The 19318-nt window shown below is 58.5% G+C and carries 14 protein-coding genes; 5 read left to right on the top strand and 9 right to left on the bottom strand.

Features of this window, described 5'->3' with window-relative positions; genetic code table 11:
- Positions 1 to 79 precede the first annotated feature (79 nt).
- Positions 80 to 3520 (top strand): indolepyruvate ferredoxin oxidoreductase family protein, encoded by a 3441-nt coding sequence (locus AC2A6O_RS14600; protein WP_498928091.1) that lies wholly within the window; start codon positions 80 to 82, stop codon positions 3518 to 3520.
- 164 nt (positions 3521 to 3684) lie between these two features.
- Complete coding sequence (locus tag AC2A6O_RS14595) at positions 3685 to 4383, top strand: YfdX family protein (protein WP_148583884.1); 699 nt, start codon at positions 3685 to 3687, stop codon at positions 4381 to 4383.
- 173 nt (positions 4384 to 4556) lie between these two features.
- Here AC2A6O_RS14595 and AC2A6O_RS14590 read toward each other — a convergent pair whose 3' ends face one another.
- Positions 4557 to 5882, bottom strand: a complete 1326-nt coding sequence (locus AC2A6O_RS14590) for an NAD(P)/FAD-dependent oxidoreductase (protein WP_498928089.1) — start codon at positions 5880 to 5882, stop codon at positions 4557 to 4559.
- 231 nt (positions 5883 to 6113) lie between these two features.
- Between AC2A6O_RS14590 and AC2A6O_RS14585 the strand changes: the two genes are divergently transcribed.
- Positions 6114 to 6590: an Lrp/AsnC family transcriptional regulator gene (locus AC2A6O_RS14585; protein ID WP_148583882.1), complete on the top strand. Its 477-nt coding sequence runs from the start codon at positions 6114 to 6116 to the stop codon at positions 6588 to 6590.
- A gap of 9 nt (positions 6591 to 6599) precedes the next feature.
- On the opposite strand, the gene AC2A6O_RS14580 is transcribed toward AC2A6O_RS14585, so the two are convergent.
- The 6 genes from AC2A6O_RS14580 to AC2A6O_RS14555 form a co-directional block, all read right to left on the bottom strand.
- A complete protein-coding gene (locus AC2A6O_RS14580) occupies positions 6600 to 8252 on the bottom strand; it encodes an ABC transporter ATP-binding protein (RefSeq protein ID WP_330563623.1) in 1653 nt (550 codons plus the stop codon).
- A gap of 2 nt (positions 8253 to 8254) precedes the next feature.
- On the bottom strand, positions 8255 to 9103 hold the full coding sequence (locus AC2A6O_RS14575; protein WP_148583880.1) for an ABC transporter permease: 849 nt from the start codon (positions 9101 to 9103) through the stop codon (positions 8255 to 8257).
- Positions 9100 to 10053, bottom strand: a complete 954-nt coding sequence (locus AC2A6O_RS14570) for an ABC transporter permease (RefSeq protein ID WP_148583879.1) — start codon at positions 10051 to 10053, stop codon at positions 9100 to 9102. The genes AC2A6O_RS14575 and AC2A6O_RS14570 overlap by 4 nt, the downstream gene beginning before the upstream one ends.
- A gap of 182 nt (positions 10054 to 10235) precedes the next feature.
- Positions 10236 to 11837, bottom strand: coding sequence for an ABC transporter substrate-binding protein (locus AC2A6O_RS14565; protein WP_498928086.1), 1602 nt, complete (start codon positions 11835 to 11837; stop codon positions 10236 to 10238).
- A 343-nt stretch (positions 11838 to 12180) separates the two neighbouring features.
- Positions 12181 to 13554 carry an aspartate aminotransferase family protein gene (locus AC2A6O_RS14560; protein WP_498928084.1) on the bottom strand — a complete coding sequence of 458 codons (1374 nt, stop codon included), beginning with the start codon at positions 13552 to 13554 and terminating at the stop codon, positions 12181 to 12183.
- 20 nt (positions 13555 to 13574) lie between these two features.
- The gene (locus AC2A6O_RS14555; RefSeq protein WP_498928082.1) at positions 13575 to 14411 is read right to left on the bottom strand and encodes a GNAT family N-acetyltransferase; all 837 of its coding nucleotides are present in this window, start codon (positions 14409 to 14411) and stop codon (positions 13575 to 13577) included.
- A 307-nt stretch (positions 14412 to 14718) separates the two neighbouring features.
- Between AC2A6O_RS14555 and AC2A6O_RS14550 the strand changes: the two genes are divergently transcribed.
- Together AC2A6O_RS14550 and AC2A6O_RS14545 are read left to right on the top strand one after the other, a co-directional pair.
- Positions 14719 to 15387: a haloacid dehalogenase type II gene (locus tag AC2A6O_RS14550; protein WP_498928080.1), complete on the top strand. Its 669-nt coding sequence runs from the start codon at positions 14719 to 14721 to the stop codon at positions 15385 to 15387.
- 14 nt (positions 15388 to 15401) lie between these two features.
- Entirely contained in the window at positions 15402 to 16676 is a 1275-nt protein-coding gene (locus AC2A6O_RS14545; RefSeq protein WP_498928727.1) for an NAD(P)/FAD-dependent oxidoreductase, read from the top strand.
- A 120-nt stretch (positions 16677 to 16796) separates the two neighbouring features.
- Here the strand turns inward: AC2A6O_RS14545 and AC2A6O_RS14540 are convergent, their stop codons facing one another.
- Both AC2A6O_RS14540 and AC2A6O_RS14535 read right to left on the bottom strand, forming a co-directional pair.
- The gene (locus tag AC2A6O_RS14540) at positions 16797 to 18254 is read right to left on the bottom strand and encodes an NAD-dependent succinate-semialdehyde dehydrogenase (protein WP_498928078.1); all 1458 of its coding nucleotides are present in this window, start codon (positions 18252 to 18254) and stop codon (positions 16797 to 16799) included.
- 10 nt (positions 18255 to 18264) lie between these two features.
- The gene (locus AC2A6O_RS14535) at positions 18265 to 19314 is read right to left on the bottom strand and encodes a tartrate dehydrogenase (RefSeq protein ID WP_498928076.1); all 1050 of its coding nucleotides are present in this window, start codon (positions 19312 to 19314) and stop codon (positions 18265 to 18267) included.
- Between the last annotated feature and the right edge of the window lie 4 nt (positions 19315 to 19318).

Below are 19318 nucleotides of genomic sequence, written 5' to 3'. Positions count from 1 at the left end.
GAGAGGAAGGAATCTAATTTCGCCAACGTGATTTACAGTCCTCATGACGCCCCACTGATATCTGTTGAATGAGAGTGCGATGACGGAACATGTGTCTAAGCTGAACGACTATGAGTTGATCGAGCGGTACACACTAACGCAGGGACGCGTTTTCCTGACCGGAACACAGGCTATCGTTCGGATCGCACTCGACCAGGCACGTCGTGATCGGGAGCGCGGCCTCGATACCCGAGGATATGTTTCCGGATACCGTGGATCTCCGGTCGGCGGCATCGATCTCGATATCGGGCACAACGCCGGATTAGTCGCAGATGCCGGCATAGAGTTTCTGCCAGCCGTCAACGAAGAGTTCGGCGCCACCCAGATGATCGGGACGCAACAGGTTGAAACAGACCCGGACAAGGAATGTCTCGCGGTCTTTGGCTTGTGGTACGGCAAGGGGCCAGGTGTGGACCGGGCGTCGGATGCGCTGAAGCACGGCAACGCTTACGGATCTTCGCCGAATGGTGGGGTGCTGGTCGTCGCCGGCGATGATCACGGCTGCGTGTCGTCGTCAATGCCGCATCAGTCCGACGTGGCGTTCATGAACTTCTTCATGCCCACTCTGAACCCGGCCAACGTTGAAGAATTTCTGCCTTTCGCCGAGTGGGGCTACGCATTGTCACGGTTCTCGGGCATGTGGGTTGGCTTCAAGGCCATCTCCGAGACCGTTGAGTCCGGCATGTCCTTCCAGTTGCCACAAGACCGCGAGTTTGTCACACCGGACTTCACACCACCGGCCGATGGATTGCATTACCGTTGGCCCGATTTACCTGGCCCTCAAATCGAGGAACGAATGGAGGCCAAGAAGAACGCCGTTCTGGCGTTCGCCCGCGCGAACCCGATAGACCGTGTCGAATGGGGCCACAAGGATGCAAGATTTGGCATCGTCACCACGGGCAAATCCCATCTGGACGTGCTGGAGGCATTGAGACTTCTCAAGATCGACCGGAAGCGCGCCGATGAACTTGGGATAGACATCTACAAGGTTGGCATGGTCTGGCCACTCGAGGTTGCCGGTGCACGCGAGTTTGCGAGCGGGAAACGCGAACTTCTCGTTATCGAAGAAAAGCGCGGCATCATCGAGAGCCAATTGAAGGAGTACCTCTACGACTTTCCGGGTCATAAGCCGGAACGCATGGTCGGGAAGAGAGATGAACATGGCGACCGGCTGGTCCCCTGGACGCGGGAACTCGGCGCCGTCATGCTGGCCGAAATAATCGCCCGGCGGCTGGATCTGAACTTTCCGGGGCTAAACCTGACCGGGACGGCAAGGAAAGCCGTGCCAAGCCCCAGCCCTATCAACGTGCCCGGCGCCACGCGAACACCCTATTTCTGCTCCGGATGTCCGCACAACACCTCGACGAAGGTTCCCGAAGGAAGCCAGGCCTTTGCCGGCATCGGATGCCACTTCATGGCAAGCTGGATGAACCGAAGCACAACGTCGCTTATCCAGATGGGCGGCGAAGGCGTGAACTGGGTGGCAAGATCGAAATTCAATGGCAACCGGCATGTGTTCCAGAACCTTGGCGAAGGAACCTACTATCATTCAGGGTCCCTTGCGGTTCGGCAGGCCGTCGCAGCCGGAACCAATATCACCTACAAGATCCTGTTCAACGACGCTGTGGCTATGACCGGCGGTCAGCAGGTCGATGGGCCAATATCGGTGCAGGCTATCGCGCACTCGGTGATCGCGGAAGGCGTGGCGAAGGTTGTCGTCGTTTCGGACCATCCCGAAAACTTCAGCCCATCCGATTTCCCAACAGGCGTAGCGATTGAACATCGCCGCGAATTGGACCGGATTCAGCGGGAGCTTCGAGAGATCAAAGGCACGTCGGTGCTCATCTACCAGCAGACTTGCGCGACGGAGAAACGCCGGCTGCGCAAACGCGGCAAAATGGAAGATCCAAAGACGTTCGCGGTTATCAACCCTCTGGTATGCGAAGGATGCGGGGATTGTTCGGTTGAGTCGAATTGCCTGAGCGTAGAACCGGTAGAGACCGAGTTCGGGCGAAAGCGCAAAATCAATCTGAATTCCTGCAACAAGGACTTCACCTGCGTCAACGGGTTCTGCCCCAGCTTCGTCACGGTCGAAGGTGGGACGCTCAAGAAATCAAGGGCAAGCAGGAGCCGTGAGGCCTTCGCAAATTTGAAGTCGAAACTTCCCGAACCGGTCCTTCCGAGCCTCGACGCACCCTGGGATATCCTTGTCACCGGTGTCGGCGGAACAGGCGTTGTCACGGTCGGACAGCTGATTGCCATGGCTGCAAATCTGGAAGGCAAGGGGGTATCGGTTCTCGATTTCATGGGCTTCGCCCAGAAATTCGGACCAGTGCTCAGTTACATCCGGTTGGCGGAAACCGAATCCGACGTCAACCAGGCAAAGATTGAACCAAGTTCGGCTCATGCCTTGATCGGATGCGATCTGGTGGTCAGTTCCTCGCCAAAGGCCTCCATCACCTACCGCGAGGGCGAAACGCTTGCTGTGGTCAATACCGCAGTCATGCCGACAGGCGACCTGGTGCAGAATCGGGATGCCGATCTGAATGCGGACAAACGGCTGGATGCGATCTCGCAACTGGTGGACACCGCGGCGCTCAGGACACTCGATGCCAATTCCCTGTCACAGGCATTGCTGGGAGACACTGTCTACGCCAACGTGATGATGCTGGGTGCCGCCTGGCAAGCGGGGCTCGTCCCTCTGAGCGAAACCGCGCTGATGCGGGCGATCGACCTGAATGGTGTGAAGCCCGATCTCAACAAGGAAGCATTCAACTGGGGTCGTATCATTGTCGCGGACCGGAAATCCGTCGAGGAGATCGCGAACCTGCCCATCAGCCCTTTGCAGACCGTCGACGAGTTGATTTCGCGGCGCGCCGAATTCCTGACCGACTATCAGAATGCCGCATGGGCGGATATGTACCGCGCGGCCATAGCCGACGTCCGCCGGGCCGATGAAAGGATTGGCGGAAGCGCCGGGCGTTTGACAATTGCAGCCGCGAAGGGCCTCTTCAAGCTCATGTCCTACAAGGACGAATACGAAGTCGCACGACTTCACACTCAGACGGGTTTCTACGAAGATCTCCAAAATCGTTTTGAAGGCGACTTCACGGTTAAGCACCACTTTGCTCCACCTTTGTTTCCGGCAAAACGCGACGCGCGCGGACGTCCTTACAAACGGGTCTTCGGGCCATGGATTCAGCCTGCCTTGCGCCAACTTGCGCGGCTGAAAGGTTTGCGCGGCACGAAGCTGGACATATTCGGATATACGCACGAGCGCCGGATGGAACGGGAGCTGATTGGCGAGTACCGAGACCTGCTGGACCGGGTGACACGTGGCCTGACCGCCGAGAACATCGAACAGGTGACCGACACAATCGGCCTTGTGATGGATATCCGCGGCTATGGGGCCGTCAAGGAACAGGCGATTGCAAAGGTGCGCCAGCGAATTCAAGCGGAAACAGAGGCAATGGGCCTTTGAGACTGTAAAAGGCGCGGCGACCTGTCCGACCTTTCAGGCTTTCCGTTCCAAATTGTCAGTCTCAACAAAATTTAAACTTCGCGACAGGAGGAGACAAAGGGGAACGGGCATCCTGCATTCGTTCCAGTCAAGAACTGGTCTGTCCTCGCTCATTGGAGGAATGAATGCGTAAATACAATTTAGCCAAATCCGCAACAGCACTGGCCATGCTGGCAGCCGTCGGCGCGGGTGCTCTGCAGATTGCCCCGGCACTCGCAGACAGCAAGGCTCCGACCGCCGTCGAGCAAACCGCAACCACACCGGCCAAGGACGCCGTCGCGACCGCGACCCAGTCCTCGGAAGAGAATGCCATCCTCAAGACCGCTGATGACGCCTACCAGGCCATCCGCGAAGTGCGTGCAGCCCGTATCGCAATTTTCAACGGTCAGCCCGATCAGGCAACCAACTTCGTCAATGGCGCCAAAAAGGACTTCGAAGCGGCGCAGACAGCCATGAGCACATACGCCATCAAGGACAAGAAGACGCCGAAGGAAGGCGATTCCTATCTGCCGTTCGATTCCTCGCTGTCACTAGCAGAGGGCTTCGTTCCCACCCAGGACAAGCAGGAAACACTGCTGAAAGCCAATGAGCATCTGGCCAAGGGCGAAAGCAAGAAGGCAGCCGAGATCCTGAAACTCGCGAATGTCGATGTGACGGTGACCGCGGCCCTTGTGCCCGCCAATGCCAGCGTCGCCCATGTTACCGATGCGGCCAAGCTGATCGGCGAGAAGAAATACTACGAAGCGAACCTTGCCTTGAAGGCTATCGAAGACTCCGTTGTCGTAGAAAACTACTCGGTCGATGCGGTTCCCGCACAGGGATAACCAGCAGAACCCGGATGGAACAGGCGGCGTTCCCGCGCCGCCTTTCCCTCAGTCAAAAAACGCCCGTGGCGGATCGCTCCGTCATCGGGCGTTCTTGCTTGGACTTGCCGCAAGTCTCGCCGATGGGCAGACCTCTTCCATTTCGAGAGCGACTTGCAGCCTGACGGGCGACATCAGAAATCGGCGACCTTGCCCCATGCAGAGTTGTTGAAGCGATCGGGATGATACGGCTTCGGGTCGACGATCGGTTCTGCTCCGGTCACAAGGTCGGCAATCAGATGACCGGCACCTGGGCCAACACCAAAGCCATGGCCGGAAAAGCCAGCAGCCAGGATGAAGCCAGGAACAGTCGAGATTTCTCCAATGCCCGGCACGCCGTCAGGGGTTGTATCGATAAAGCCTGCCCAGACTGCCTTTATCTTGGTCTTGCTCAATTCCGGCAACAGTTCAAGCGCGCGTCCGTGGGTCAGGCGGACAGTCGCGGCATCGGGTTTGGGGTCCAGGATCCGCATACGCTCCATCGGCGTCTTCTCGTCCAGCTTCCAGCGGCTCAGCGTTTCATGCCCACCCCTGATCCCCTCAAGACCTCCAGGTGCGAGGTTTCGCCACCGCTTGAAAAACATCGGCAGAAACTGCGGTGCAAACCTTATTTGCTGTGGTGTGACGTCGACACGCCCGCGCCCGCTGATTGCCAGGGTATAACCACCGTCGCCTCTGCGGGTGACCGTAATTCCAGAGGTATGAAGCGTATCGGGAAGACCTTCCGCCTCAGCCGAGACCGACAATGCAGTGGAACGGATGGAGGCTTGCGGAAAGCGGATGCCCAGTTGCCTGCAAAAAGACGACGCCCATGCCCCGCCGGCAAGAACAGCCGTTTTGGTTTTGATCGTGCCGTGTTCCGTGACCACAGCACTCACCCGGCCACCTTCCGTTTCGAGACCACGCGCTGCGCAGTTCTGGATCACCGTGCCACCGAACTTGATAATGGCTCGCGCGACAGCAGGCGCCGCTTGCGCCGGGTCCGCGATCCCGTCGGTAGGAGAAAAGACGCCGCCCTTCCAGCTTTTTCCGGTCGCCCAACCCCGCTCGGCGGCCTCCGCGCTTGAGAGCATATGCGTGGTCACGCCGAGGGGCTTTGCAAAATCGCGCCAGCGCGCCCAGCCTGCGATTTCTTCCTCGTTGTTGCTGAGGTAGAGAAGGCCGCAGCGACGAAAGCCGGTTTCTTCACCGGTCTCTTCCTGAAAGCGCTCCCACAGATCAAGGCTCTTCGTAGAGACCGGCAATTCGCGGGCGTCGCGGTTTTGCTGACGGCACCAGCCCCAGTTTCTGCTCGATTGTTCGGCTCCGATGCGTCCCTTCTCGATGAGCACCGTCTTCAGTCCGCGCCGCGTCAGATAGTACGCGGCAAATGCACCGATGATGCCGCCGCCGATCACGACCGCGTCGGCATGGTCAGGCAGGTTCGATGAAGTCTCAAGCAGGGTCAGTGGCGCTGGCATATCCATCTCCGAATTCCGGCCCCTACCCTAGTCCGGCTATGTCCGCATTCAGTGCTGGAGATATCTTCAGCGCCGCAGATAATTCTTTGAACGGAACAAACAATAGAATTATCTGCTCCATATCAAAATCAAGAGTTTGTAGATGATGTTGCGCTGTGTGGTAAACTTCTCCGGGTTATCCGCAGCAGTTTATGCTGCAGTCGACGGCAACGGGAAGGTGACAGAACAGTGATGAAACTGGATCGGACTGATATCAAGATCCTCTCCGAGCTGCACAAGAACGGCCGCATCACGAATGTCGAATTGGCCGAGCTGGTTCACCTGTCACCCAGCCCATGCCTGATGCGCGTGAAACGTCTGCAGAACGAGGGTTATATCGAAGGCTATTCGGCGCAGATCAACCTGGGAAAACTCGGACAGACGCTCACCGTCTTCACGGAAATCACGCTCAAGAATCACCGCCAGCACGACTTTGCGCGGTTTCTGTCGGTCGTCGGCAAGGTCGATCAGGTCATCGAATGCCACCTCGTGTCCGGGGGCTACGACTATCTGGTGAAATTCATCACCGCCGGGATCGGGGAATACCAGGTCATCATGGAACGGTTGACCGACATGGACATCGGCATCGACAAGTACTTCAGCTTCGTCGTTCTGAAGTCGCCGATTGTGAAGTCACACCTGCCGTTGACCAGCCTCTTCCCGGCCTAACGGTTTTGATCAGCCAACATATTGCCGCACCAGTTCCGGTTCCAGAACCAGATTGTCCAGCCACGCCGGATCAAGCTTCGGCACAGAGGAGAAGAGCAGTTTCGAATAGGGATGCTTGGGGGCCTTGATGCCCTCCCGCGTCAACTGCTCCACCTTTTCCCCGTGATACATGACCACGATCTCGTCACAGATGGCCTCGACGACTGAAAGATCGTGACTGATGAAAATATAAGATAGATCAAGTTCGCGCTGCAGTTCCTTGAGCAACTCGATAATGGCGGTCGCGACGACCGTATCGAGTGCCGAGGTGATCTCGTCGCAAATGATCAATTTCGGCTCCGCGGCCAGGGCACGAGCAAAGTTGACACGTTGCTTCTGCCCGCCGGACAGTTCAGCCGGATGCCTGTAACGCAGGTTTCTCGGCAGGTGGACCATATCGAGAAGTTCATCAACCCGCTTGCTGCGGTCTTGAGCGCTCATGCCGTGGTAGAAGGTCAGCGGTCGCCCCAGAATATCTTCGATAGGCTTGGCCGGATTGAGCGCGGTGTCTGCAGACTGGAAGACGATCTGCATGTGCTGCAGCTGATCCCGGGTGCGGTTTTTTGATGCCGGGGGCATTTCCTGCCCGTCGAAGAGGACCCGTCCGGCGCTGGCGGGCAGCATGCCGGAGATCGTTCTCGCCAAGGTCGACTTGCCGCAGCCGGATTCGCCGATAATGCCCAGATTTCTGCCCTTTTCGAGCTCAAAGCTCACGGATCGAACGGCTCGGATAAGCGGCAATCCGTCCGCTTGAATCTGACCGTAACCGGATGTCACATCTTCAATACGCAGCAGCGGTGTTGCTGCAGCCTCTTTTCGCCCGGAAAACTCGAAATGTCTGGGCTCGAATGCAGCCAGAAGTTCCCGGGTATAAGGATGTTTCGGTGCCTGCAGGATATCCTGTGTTGTGCCGGTTTCCTGGACCTCGCCGTCTTTCAAGACGACGATCCGGTCAGCGATCTGGGCAACAACGGCCAGATCATGCGAAACATAGACACCGGCAATGCCGCCCTGCTGCATGACCGACTTGAAAGCCTTGAGGACGTCGATCTGTGTCGTCACATCAAGCGCAGTGGTGGGCTCGTCGAAGATCATCAACTTCGGATCCCCGATCAGTGCCATGGCGGCGGCAAGGCGCTGCAACTGTCCCCCCGACACCTGATGGGGGTAGCGGTTACCGATGTTTTCGGCATCCGGCAGGGAAAGCGCGCGGAACAGTTCAATTGCGCGAAGGCGTGCCTGGGCCGGTGGCATGAGTTTGTGAATCCGGGTTACCTCGAACACCTGATCCATGATTGTTGCCGATGGATTGAAGGCAGCGGCCGCACTTTGCGGCACGTAGGCGACCTCGGTACCGCGCACCTGCTGGCGCTGTTTTTCCGAAAGCCGGGCCATGTCCTTGCCGTCGACCAGCAACGACCCTTTGGTGATCTCGCAGCCGCGTCTGGCATAGCCCATCAGCGAGAGCGCGATGGTCGTCTTGCCCGAGCCGCTTTCCCCGATCAGCGCAACGATCTCACCCTTGGCAATATCCAGATCGACACCCTTGATGATCTCGATCCGGCGTCCGGCGTCCGTTGTCGCTTCGACATGAAGATTTCTGATTTCTACGAGATTGGTCATGTTCAGGCACTCCGATCCCGGATTTTACGCGGCAGATTGTCGATCAGCAGATTGACGCTGATGGTCAGGCTGGCGATGGCTAACGAGGGTGCGATCACGGCTGCCGAGGCATAAGAGAGGCTCTGGATATTCTCATGCACGAGGGCGCCCCAGTCCGCCAGCGGCGGCTGCACGCCAAGTCCGAGGAAGGACAGGCCGGAGAGCAGCAGCACGATGAAGACAAAGCGGATTCCGAAATCGGCGAGCACGGGGCGAATGATGTTGGGCAGGATTTCCGCACAGACGAGATAAAGGGTGCTTTCTCCGCGAATGCGAGCGACCGCGACAAAGTCCATGGTGTTGACATTGACCGCGAGCGCCCGGGCAAAGCGGAAAGAGCCCGGTGTGTAGATAAATGCAAGCGTCAGGATGAGCGCCGGCAAGGAAGACCCGACCGCAGCAACCACAACAAGACCGAAAAGCTTGCTGGGGATCGACAGCATCGCGTCCATGAAACGGCTGAGCAATGTATCGAACCATCCGCCGATAACCGCCGCGGCCATGCCGAGGACAACGCCGCTCGTTGTGGCGATAAGAACGCCCGCAAGAGAGACACCCAGAGTGTAGCGAGCCCCCATGATGATGCGGGAGAGCATGTCTCGCCCCAGGTAGTCCGAACCAAGCCAGAATTTGCTGCTTATCGGGCCGAAAAAGTCGGTATCAACGATCTTGCCCGGCGAATAGGGAACAAGATGTGGTGCAAAAGCGGCCACGAACGCCCAGAACAGGATGACGGCCAACGCGATCATGCCAATCGGGCTGAAGGTGTAGCCGAAACGGTGAGCCGACATGGTTGTGGCGGTCTGCTTCATTTGCGGAGCCTCGGATTGGAAATAATGGCGATGATGTCGGCAATCGTGATCAGGATCAGGTAACCGGCACAGAAGATCACCGCGCAGGTCTGGATCAACGGCAGGTCACGCGTCGCGACGGCGTCTACCATCAGCTTGGCAATGCCCGGATAATTGAAGATCGTTTCGATGATGATGACGCCGCCGATCAGATAGGACAGCGACAGTGCAAGCGCATTGACGATGGGACCCAGCGCGTTCGGCAATGCGTGGCGCAGAACCATCCGGCTACGCGACGCCCCCTTCAGGAGAGCCATTTCGACATAGGGTGTGTCGAGCGTCTCGATCACGGCGGCACGCGTCATGCGAATGATCTGTGCCGAGACCACGAAGGTCAGCGTGACGACCGGCATCGCATACATTCTCAACATGTCGGAAACGGAGTGGATTTCATTGACGAAGGAGATCGCGGGCAGCCACCGCAAATAGACGGCAAAGATAAGCACCGCGGTGGAGGCGATCACGAACTCGGGCACGGAAATCACACCAATGGTCAAAACGGTGACGATCCGGTCATAGAGTGATCCCCTGGCGACTGCGGAGGTAATGCCAAGCGTCAGCGCGAAGGGAACGGCGATCACCGTGGTGATAGCTGCAAGCTCCAGGGTATTGAGGAACCGGTTTCCAATGAGCGTGGATATTTCCATGTTGTTGGCGTAGGACTTGCCAAGATCGCCAGTCACGAAGCCGAACGCCCAATGGAAGAAGCGCGTAATAGCGGGATCGTTGAGATGCATCGCTTCACGCAGTCCCGCCACCGCTTCCGGCGTGGCAGCCTGGCCAAGCAAAATGGTGGCCGTGTCGCCCGGCAGCATATTCGTCGTGAAGAACACCGCGAATGATACGATAACAAGGGTGATGATCGCGATGCCCAATCGCTTCAGGATCAGGCGTCCGATTTCAGAGTTCATGGAAGATCTCCAGCCGCAATGTCCGATGCCGGCGGCCAAGCCACTTTCCCATCAAACATGTTCAAAAAGAAGAGCCTATTGCTCCCGGCCCGCCTGTGTGTTGCGGCCATTCGTTCTGTCGCGCAATAGTCTGGCAACACTCATATCCGGAGGGCGTTGCCCTCCGGATATGGCTCCTGAGATCAGGATTCAAGCCAGATATGTTCTGCCATCGAGTAGCCCATCATGCCCGCGACAGGGTTGGTCAACAGACCCTTCACCTTGGTGGAAAGTGCATCCGCATTGGTGATGTAGGCAGGAATGATTGTACCAGCGTCATCGGAGATCATGGTCTGCATTTCGTTGTAGATCTCGTGCCGCTTTGTCTGATCGAGCATACCGCGCGCCTCAAGCAGCATCTTGTCGAACTTCGGCGACTTGTACTGGCTCTCGTTCCAGGGAGCGTTGGACGCATAGAGCAGCGAGAAAAAGATATCCGGCGTCGGGCGCGGATCGATGTTGCCGAAGTGGATCGGAGCCTTGAGCCAGTATTTGCTCCAGTAGCCGTCTGAGGGCACGCGCTGCACGTCTAGGTTAAGACCGATATCGGCCCCTGCGGCCTGGACGATCATGGCCATATCGACAGCATTGCCGGCAGCATCCGAGGTGATGACAGGGATGGACTGGCCGAGCACTCCGGCTTTTTCGAAGTAATGCTTCGCCTTGTCCGGATCGAACTCCTTCGGCTTGAGATCGGCATTATGGTAGACGTTAGCTGGCGAAATTGGCTGATCGTTGCCGATTTCTCCATAGCCGCGCAGTGCCGAGCTGATGATCTGATCGCGATTGATCAGATATTTCATGCCCGTGACAAACTCCGGCTTGTTCATGTCGAGGCGGATATTGAGGTTCGTATAGTTGCCGTTTGTCGACTTGGACAATTCAAAGCCGCTTTGGGATTCGACCAGCTTTGTCGAACGCGGGTTGATGGCAGCCGCCAAATGGATATCGCCCGCCAGAAGGGCGTTGACGCGGGCATTGTCGTCACCGATCGCGAAGAACTCGAAGCTATCGATATGCGGCAGACCCGGCTTCCAGTAATTCTGGTTTTTCTTCATGATCGAGCGCACGCCTGGCTCAAATGTTTCAAGCGTGAACGGACCGGTGCCGATCCCCTTCGAGAAGTCGGTCGTGCCGTCCTGAACGATCATGAAGTGCTGCAGTGCCAGAATGAACGGCAGGTCGGCGTTCGCTGCTTCGAGAACGATCTCGACCGTCGACGGGTCGACAGCCTTGATCTCGGCAAACTGCGCGGCGATCTTTGCGACCTTGGATCCGACACTCGGGTCCAGATGGCGGTTCAGCGCGAAGACGACGTCGTCGGAGGTGAGCGCCTTCCCGTCATGATAGGTCACGCCCTTGCGAAGCGTCGCTGTCCAGGTCTTGGCGTCCTTGGACTCGAGCTTCTCGGCGAGTTCCATCTGGGGAACGCCGCTGCCATCGATGACGGTCAGCCGGTTGTAGAGGGAGCAGCAGCGCACATAGTCGGTGCCGTTCGAAGCCTTGGCCGGGTCGAGTGTGTCGGCATTTGAGGACGACAGACCTGCGGCCTTGAAATGCCCGCCGGAAACCGGGGTTCCGGCAACAGCGCTCGAGGCGCGGCCGAAAATCGCGCTACCAGCTGTAACGGCAACGCCGCTCGCCAGCATCAACTTCAGGAGATCGCGGCGGGACGCACCGCGACGGATGGCATCTTCGACCTTTGCGTCGTCGGACTTCGTCCAATTGGTAATTTTATCAGTCATTACATTCCCCTCTTCGGTCGGTTTGGGTGGCGGCCGTCTTGATTGCGGACCTTCCAGCCTTGGTTGGTTTTCACAGCCACCCTTTGCGGATTTCGTGTTGGCAATGTGTTAGCTACTTGTCTCTTCGGAACCTTCGCTTCCCGGGTTCACCCAAGGTTCCCACTGTCAAAGTCTGAAGGAGGAAAATATTTCCCTTCATTCAGTCTCTGATCCAAGTTGCCGATTACTCCTTTTCCCACCTTTAGTGTTTCATGCCAGCGTTGGCTTATTCTCCGTAATTGCCGGTCGCGGCAGCATTAAATTGCGAACTTTGTTGCTCCGGCAGTATTTCGGGAATCCTCTCTCAAGCCATGACGGACCTGACATCCGGGTCGGCGAGCGTCTGATCCAGCGTTTCGCGGGTCCGCTCGATGATTGCGTCGATCTCGGCATCGGTACAGCAAAGCGGCGGCGCATAGCCGAGAACGCCCTGCGGAAAGGCGCGGATGACAAGACCATTGTCCCATGCCCGGTCAAAGACGCGCCTGGCTGCCATGGCCGCAGCTGGAAGCGGGGTTTTTTTAGCCTTGTCGGTAACAAGTTCGACGCCTGCCAGCATGCCGCGGCCACGAACTTCGCCGACCAGCGGATGATCGCGCAGACTTTCCAGTCCGGCCATCAGCCGGGCACCCGCTTTGCGACCATTTTCAAGCAGGCCACCTTCGTAAAGCTTCAGCACCTCAAGCGCGACCGCCGCACTGACGGGATGGGCGGAGTAGGTATAGCCGTGGCCGACCGCGGCTTCACCCGCACCATCGGCAATCACGTCATAGACGCCATCCGACATGAAAACAGCGCCCATCGGCACGTAGCCGGAGGTCAGGCCCTTGGCGACCGTCATCATGTCCGGGACAATGTCTTCCGCCTCGCTGGCAAAAAGCGGCCCGGTGCGACCGAAACCGGTGATGACCTCGTCAGCGATGAAGAGGATACCGTATTCATGGCAAAGGTCGCGGATAGCCTTGATCCAGCCTTTCGGCGGCACAATGACACCGCCGGATCCCTGGATCGGCTCCGCGTAAAATGCGGCAACACGGTCCGGCCCGATTTCTTCGATCTTGGCCTTCAGGGCGGAAAGCGACGCGGACGTGATTGTTGCCGCATCGTCTCCGACAGGGTTGCGATAGGGATAAGGCGAAGGGATTTTATGCTGCCAGTCGAAGGGAACGCCAAAGCCGGTATGGAAGGCGGGCAGCGCGGTCAGTCCGGCGCCAACCGTCGAAGACCCGTGATAGCCCTGCTGGATCGAGATAAACTGATCGCGCTGCGGCTGACCCTTGGCATTCCAGTAGTAGTGGACAAACCGAACGGTCGAATCCACGGCATCCGATCCGCCGAGTGTGAAATAACACCTGTTCAGGTCACCCGGTGCACGTTCGGCAAGTTCGGATGCCAGCCGGATGGCAGGCTCCGACCCGAGGTCAAAATATCCCGTGGCGTAAGGCAACTCCCGCATCTGACGGGCTGCGGCCTCAACGATACTTTCATGGCCGTACCCGGCATTGACGCACCAGAGCCCCGCGAAGCCGTCGATAAGCTGGTGGCCGCTGGAATCGGTAACGGTTGCCCCGTTGGCGGATTTCAAGACCCGCACACCCTGGCGTTCGTGTCCACGATAGGACGCGACAGGGTGGATCAGATGGGCACGATCAAGTTCGTTCAGGGAATTGGCGAGCACTATGCTTCTCCAGATTGATTTCAGCCGAGGGCCTGGTTGGCCAGCGCGTAGACTTTTCGCCGTGCCTGTTCTGCATTGTCTTTGGGAGGGCGCCGCATCGCCACGCCGCCGCCGGAATGGGCAAGCCCGATTTCGGCAAGCCAGGGCGCGAGGCCGGTTTCGCTTCCCGTGTCGATACGAAGGAACGCCCCGGGGCGCGAGGAGACGTGATAGGCAATGAGTGCGCGGGCCGCCTCACTGTCGGGCGCAATGACCGGGCCGATCACGTCGCCGCGCCCGAATTGCCGGATCGCAGCATAGGCTTCGACGGCACCGGCCTTGCGGATCACCGCAATGCTGCCGCACGCCACTAGCGCATCGATCATCTTCGATCGGTCTGCACCGTAGGCTTCGCGGTCGAGCGTCTTCAGAGCATCAAGATCGCCGGCAGCCATTTCTTCAACGCCCACCGGGGTGTCGCAGGAAACCGCCTGACCTTGGCACTGGAGGATCGTGCCGGTGGCTACAAAGCCAAGCTTTTCATAAAGCGGCAGTCCTTCCTGCGTCGCAATGAGGCGAAGCGGGCGATCCCCAGCCAGAACAAACGCCTTTTCCATGAGCTTTCGGCCAACACCGAGGCCGCGCATGGACTTGTCGACGATAACCATATTGATCGTGGCGCAATCGTCGCCGTAGGGCGTCACAAGCGTCGTGCCGGTGACACGGCCTTCCGCGTCGGTTGCGACAACGCCAGTGCTCAGCTGCTGCACGAGCATCCAGTCTTCGCGACGATGCGGCCAGTTTTCGGCGCGCGTCAGCGCAAGTGCACCATCAATATGCTCCGGCCCGAAAGCACCAATATCAATTTGGCTCTGCATGAGTGATCCTTTCCTGATGAGAAGTTTCGGACAGGAAAGGCAAGCTATTCATCTAAATGCGTGGGGCTGCGCACTATCTTCTGCCAAACCACGGCGCGCATCCCGCATATTGTGCTGGCAAGGCATTTAACGTACTGGCGGACAGGCGTTTCGACCGGCACCTTGAAGGGCTGCCGTGCAATTCTGTGCCAAACCGGGCGGCAATTTAAAAACTTTGTGCTTCCAGAACAGCCAATTCGCTCGGCCACGCGAAGTCTCGTCACTTTATGATGATGTCAACGACACACATAGACAGAGGAAGACCTTCATGGCCCCCATTCGCCCGAAATATGTCACCTTCGATTGTCACGGCACCCTGATTCATTTCGACATGGCCGGTGCTGCCCGCGACCTTTACAGCGACCAGCTGGATGAGCCGGCGATGCAGAAATTCATAAAGAATTTCTCTGCCTATCGTTTCGACGAAATCATGGGAGCCTGGAAGCCCTATGCCGAGGTAGTCCATAATTCGCTGCAGCGGACCTGCAAGGCCAACGGCGTCACCTTTCGGGATGAAGACGCGCAGATGATCTATGAACGCGTGCCGACCTGGGGACCTCATCCGGATGTGCCTGCAGGTCTCGCAAAGGTCGCCAAGGAAATTCCGCTGGTCATCCTTTCCAACGCCATGGACTCGCAGATCATGTCCAATGTCGAGAAGCTCGGCGCGCCCTTCCATAAGGTCTATACCGCCGAACAGGCGCAAGCCTACAAGCCGCGCTTCCAGGCTTTTGAATATATGTTCGACATGCTGGGTTGCGGCCCGGAAGACGTTTTGCATTGCTCGTCTTCTTTCCGCTACGACCTGATGTCGGCGCATGATCTTGGCATCAAGAACAAGGTCTGGGTGAACCGTGGCCATGAACCGGCCAACCCCTACTACGGCTATACCGAGATCGCCGATATTTCCGGCCTCCCCGGCGTCGTCGGCCTGTAGGAAAGTCGATGACGATGAAATTCGTATCCTATTGGCATGACACGGCGCCGGCCTTTACCGGCGCCGCCAAAGGGCCGGTCAGCGGGCACTATGATGTCGCCATCATCGGTGCGGGCTTTACCGGGCTTGCCGCTGCACGACACCTTGCCAAGACGGGGGCGAAGGTCGTCGTACTGGAAAGCGAACGCGTCGGCTTCGGTGCATCGGGCCGCAACGGCGGGCATCTGAACAACGGGCTGGCTCACAGTTATCTCGGCGCGAAGGCTCAACTTGGCAAGGAGCGCGCCATTGCGCTTTACAAGGCGCTGGACGATTCCATCGACACCATTGAGGCCTTGATCGCGGAAGAGGGCATCGACTGCGATTTTCGCCGCTCGGGCAAGCTGAAGCTCGCCTCCAAGCCCAAGCATTTCGATGCGATCGCACGCAATTTCGAAGCGCTGAACAAGGAATGCGACCCGGAAACGGCACTGTTGACGGCCGAAGACCTCAAAAGCGAGGTCGGCTCACCATTTCATGGCGCAATGCTCTCGAGGAAGAGCGCCGTCATGCACATGGGCCGCTATGTGGTGGGTCTGGCCGATGCGGCAGCGCGCCATGGCGCAGTCATCTTTGAAGACGCTGCCGTCAGCGATCACAGCGAAGCCAATGGCATTCATACCCTTCGCACCTCCCGCGGCGAGGTGACAGCGGCCGACGTGATCCTGGCAACGGGCGCTTATACGACACAGAATTTTTCCTACTTCCGCCGGCGCATCATTGCCGTTGGCAGTTTCCTGATCGCCACACGGCCGTTGACCGAGAGCGAAGCTGCAGCCGTGATGCCGGGCAACCGCACCTGCGTCAACACGATGAACATCGGCAACTACTGGCGTCTTTCACCGGATAATCGGCTGATTTTCGGTGGACGTGCGAAATTTTCCGCGACCTCTGACCAGCGCTCGGATTCAACATCCGGCGAGATCCTGCGCGAAAGCATGGAACGCATCTTTCCGCAACTCAAAGGTATCGACATCGACTATTGCTGGGGCGGGCTTGTCGATATGACCGCAGACCGTTACCCCCGCGCCGGCTTCCATGAGGGTCTGTGGTACGCCATGGGCTACTCCGGGCACGGGGCCCAGCTTTCAACCCAACTGGGCATGATGGTGGCCGACGCCATCCTTGGCCGTGCCGATCGCAATCCGATGCGCGACTATCCCTGGCCAGCAGTGCCCGGCCACTTCGGCAAGCCCTGGTTCCTGCCGCTGGTCGGCCAGTATTACAAGATGCTCGACAAGTTCCAGTGAAGCCCTCCCTGTTCCCCCAGGGCTCAAACTAAAGGAGCTGATTGCACGCAATCAGCTCCTTCTTTTTGTCTTCACACTTGAAAACAACGGAGCGGTCTCAAGACCGCTCCGCTTTCCATCTCAGGCGAGCCCGCCCATGTGAAAGCTCTTGGTTTCAAGATATTCCTCGATCCCCATTTGAGCGCCCTCGCGGCCAAGGCCGGATTGCTTGACGCCGCCGAAGGGGGCAACTTCCATCGAGATGAGGCCAGTGTTAAGGGCCACCATGCCAAACTCCAGCGCCTCGCCGACGCGCCAGGCACGCTTCAGGTTCTCCGTATAGAAATAGGAAGCAAGGCCGAAGGGCGTTCCATTGGCAATGGCAATGGCTTCTTCTTCGGTCTCGAAGCGGAAGAGCGGCGCCACAGGCCCGAAGGTCTCTTCGCTGGCAAGCTGCATGTCGGTTGTCGCGCCCGTCAGAACGATTGGTGCGGTGTATTGGCGACCGTTCGGCATTTCGGGTGTCTGGGTAATGACCTTGCCGCCCTTCTCCAAGGCATCGGCAACATGACGTTCGATCTTTTCAATCGCCGCGCTATTGATCATCGGCCCGATGGACACACCCGCTTCCGTGCCGGGCCCAACCTTCATTTCTTCGACGCGTGCCTTCAGCTTGGCGGCAAACGCGTCGTAAACGCCGGACTGCACCAGAATGCGGTTGGCGCAAACGCACGTCTGGCCACCATTGCGGAATTTCGAGGCAAGAGCGCCTTCGATTGCAAGATCAAGATCAGCGTCATCGAAGACGATGAAGGGGGCATTGCCACCAAGTTCGAGGCTCAGGCGTTTGACGCTGTCGGCAGCGCCACGCATCAGGAGTGAGCCGACCCGCGTGGAGCCGGTGAAGGAGATCTTGCGCACCGTCTCGTTCGCCATGATCTCGTTGCCAATGTCTGTCGGCATGCCGGTGACGATGTTGATTACGCCGGCGGGGATGCCTGCCCGCTCGGCAAGCAGACCAAGTGCCAGCGCCGAATAGGGTGTGAATTCCGAAGGCTTGATGACCACCGTGCAGCCGGCGGCCAGTGCAGGCGCAACCTTGCGGGTGATCATTGCATTCGGGAAATTCCACGGCGTGATAATGCCGCAGACACCGACCGGCTCCTTCAGCACGAGTATGCGGCGGTCGTTGCTCGGCGCGGGGATCATGTGACCGTTGACACGGCGCGCCTCCTCTGCAAACCATTTGACGAAGGACGCTCCATAGCGGATTTCGCCGCGCGCCTCGTCCAGCGGCTTGCCCTGCTCGCTTGTCAGGATGAGCGCCAGGTCCTCGAGATTTTCGATCATCAGGTCATGCCAAGCCTCCAGAAGCTTGGCGCGCTCGGCATGGGTCTTGGCTTTCCAGGTCTTCCAGGCCGCATCTGCAGCCTCGATCGCGGCGCGGGTATCCTCGCCGTCCATATCGGGCACGGTGCCCAGCGTTTCCTGCGTCGCCGGATTGGTGACGTCGACGGTCTTTCCGGAGCGGGCTGCAACCCAGTTTGCACCGATCAGCCCTTCCTGGCTGAAAAGACTCTTATCCTTGAGGTTCAGCATCGAAATATCCTTACAGTGTTATCAGTGCATTCTTGACCGCGCTCGTGATCGCGGCGGTCGTATCTTTTCCAGGCGTGGTGCCGATGCCCTTGCCGGTGGTGATCGCCAGCGCCTCCATGATGCGCCGGGCCGCCTGGGTTTCGCCCAGGTGCTCCAGCATCATGGCGCCGGACCAGATGGTCGCCATCGGGTTCGCGATGCCTTTGCCGGCAATATCCGGGGCCGAGCCGTGGACAGGTTCGAACATGGAGGGGGCAGCGCGGTCGGGATTGATGTTGGCCGAGGCGGCAAAACCAAGGCCGCCCTGAATGGCCGCGCCCAGATCCGTCAGGATATCGCCAAAGAGGTTCGAGGCGACGATGACATCGAGACTTTCCGGCGCCATGACCATGCGAGCGGCGAGCGCATCGACATGATAACTCGTCACCTCGACCTCCGGATATTCGGGGGCCAGCTTCTGGGTGATCTCGTCCCAGAAAACCATGGAATATTTCTGCGCATTGGACTTGGTGACAGAGGCCAGCTTGCCACGACGGGCTTTTGCCTGTTCGAAACCGAAGCGGATTATGCGTTCGACACCCGCGCGCGTGAAGATCGAGGTTTCGACGGCGACCTCGTTGTCCATGCCCTGGTGGACCCGCCCACCGGCGCCTGAATACTCACCTTCGGTATTCTCGCGGATACAGAGAATGTCGAAAGCCTCTGCTTTCAACGGACCTTGAACGCCCGGCAGAAGGCGGTGGGGGCGGATGTTGGCATATTGGACAAACGCCTTGCGGATGGGCAGCAACAGGCCGTGCAGCGAGACAGCATCCGGCACCTCTTTCGGCCAGCCGACCGCCCCCAGTAGAATGGCGTCGAAGCCGCGCAGCGTCTCGATACCGTCTTCCGGCATCATCCGCCCTGTTTCCTTGTAGAAGGCGCAGGACCAGGGAAACTCGGTGCCCTTGAGCGCAAATCCGGAGCTTTCGGCGACCGAATTCAGGATTTCCCAGGCAGCGTCGATGACGTCGACTCCGATGCCGTCGCCGGGGATCAATGCGATTGAATAGGTTTGCATGGTT

Source organism: Labrenzia sp. ATLA3 (assembly GCF_057180185.1).
The sequence above is the reverse complement of the archived record's forward strand: the minus strand, read 5'-3'. Positions and strand labels throughout refer to the sequence as shown.

Excerpts from the sequence above, each read along its gene's own strand:
- AC2A6O_RS14600 (WP_498928091.1), top strand. The coding sequence starts at position 80 with ATGACGGAACATGTGTCTAAGCTGAACGACTATGAGTTGATCGAGCGG.
- AC2A6O_RS14595 (WP_148583884.1), top strand. The coding sequence starts at position 3,685 with ATGCGTAAATACAATTTAGCCAAATCCGCAACAGCACTGGCCATGCTG.
- AC2A6O_RS14590 (WP_498928089.1), bottom strand. The coding sequence starts at position 5,882 with ATGCCAGCGCCACTGACCCTGCTTGAGACTTCATCGAACCTGCCTGAC.
- AC2A6O_RS14585 (WP_148583882.1), top strand. The coding sequence starts at position 6,114 with ATGAAACTGGATCGGACTGATATCAAGATCCTCTCCGAGCTGCACAAG.
- AC2A6O_RS14580 (WP_330563623.1), bottom strand. The coding sequence starts at position 8,252 with ATGACCAATCTCGTAGAAATCAGAAATCTTCATGTCGAAGCGACAACG.
- AC2A6O_RS14575 (WP_148583880.1), bottom strand. The coding sequence starts at position 9,103 with ATGAAGCAGACCGCCACAACCATGTCGGCTCACCGTTTCGGCTACACC.
- AC2A6O_RS14570 (WP_148583879.1), bottom strand. The coding sequence starts at position 10,053 with ATGAACTCTGAAATCGGACGCCTGATCCTGAAGCGATTGGGCATCGCG.
- AC2A6O_RS14565 (WP_498928086.1), bottom strand. The coding sequence starts at position 11,837 with ATGACTGATAAAATTACCAATTGGACGAAGTCCGACGACGCAAAGGTC.
- AC2A6O_RS14555 (WP_498928082.1), bottom strand. The coding sequence starts at position 14,411 with ATGCAGAGCCAAATTGATATTGGTGCTTTCGGGCCGGAGCATATTGAT.
- AC2A6O_RS14550 (WP_498928080.1), top strand. The coding sequence starts at position 14,719 with ATGGCCCCCATTCGCCCGAAATATGTCACCTTCGATTGTCACGGCACC.
- AC2A6O_RS14545 (WP_498928727.1), top strand. The coding sequence starts at position 15,402 with ATGAAATTCGTATCCTATTGGCATGACACGGCGCCGGCCTTTACCGGC.
- AC2A6O_RS14540 (WP_498928078.1), bottom strand. The coding sequence starts at position 18,254 with ATGCTGAACCTCAAGGATAAGAGTCTTTTCAGCCAGGAAGGGCTGATC.
- AC2A6O_RS14535 (WP_498928076.1), bottom strand. The coding sequence starts at position 19,314 with ATGCAAACCTATTCAATCGCATTGATCCCCGGCGACGGCATCGGAGTC.